This is a genomic window from Virgibacillus sp. MSJ-26 (assembly GCF_018918075.1).
Taxonomy (GTDB): domain Bacteria; phylum Bacillota; class Bacilli; order Bacillales; family Amphibacillaceae; genus MSJ-26.
Window position 1 is genome coordinate 1 of sequence record NZ_JAHLPW010000049.1, and the last position, 854, is coordinate 854.

Sequence of the window (854 nt, forward strand, 5' to 3'; positions counted from 1 at the left end):
GAAGTCGGTGAGGTAACCTTTTAGGAACCAGCCGCCGAAGGTGGGGCGAATGATTGGGGTGAAGTCGTAACAAGGTAGCCGTATCGGAAGGTGCGGCTGGATCACCTCCTTTCTAAGGATATATGAAAGGCGGAAGCACCCGTTTAGCGACGTACAAACTGGACTGAGCCGAAGGAGATAAAGGAAACACAACGAACGTAAGTGAGTTGATGTTGACTTATCGTACGGAGGTAAAGGAAGTTTGCTAGTCGCTGGGTGCTGGAGCTAGACATTTACGGAAACATACTTGGTTGTTCGGTTCAGTTTTGAGAGAGTAAGTCTCTCTTAAAACCCGCAGCGCTTTAGACTTCTATATAAACTAGAGGTGATTGCTTCTGTGGAATTTGTACCTTGAAAACTAAATAAGAGTAATGTCAACGACATCAAACCTAAAAAGTGATGGCAACTGTTCATCAACGTACAAACTGGATGGATTCTAACGAGGTAAAGGAAACTCAATGAGCGTAAGCGAATTGAAGTTGACTTATCGGAGGGAGGAACCGGAAGTTTGCTAGTTGATAGGAGCCAGAACTAGATTAAACAAAAAGCTGAGGTGACTGCTCAGCGACGTACGGACTGGACTGACCCGTAGGAGATAAAGGAAACATAACGAACGTAAGTGAGTTGATGTTGACTTATCGTACGAAGGGGAAGGAAGTCACGCTAGTCGCTAGGAGCCGAAGCTAGATTAATCAAAGATAATATGCTTATTCATTGAAATGACTTTTTAAGGATAGTTAAGTGAAGAAGAGCGCACGGTGGATGCCTTGGCACTAGGAGCTGATGAAGGACGGGACTAACACCGATATGCTTCG

At 44.8% G+C, this 854-nt stretch carries 1 rRNA gene; it reads left to right on the plus strand.

Annotation, left to right across the window (positions count from 1 at the left end):
- Nucleotides 1-112 (plus strand): 16S ribosomal RNA (locus KQI49_RS18405); the annotation flags it as partial.
- Nucleotides 113-854: the final 742 nt, after the last annotated feature.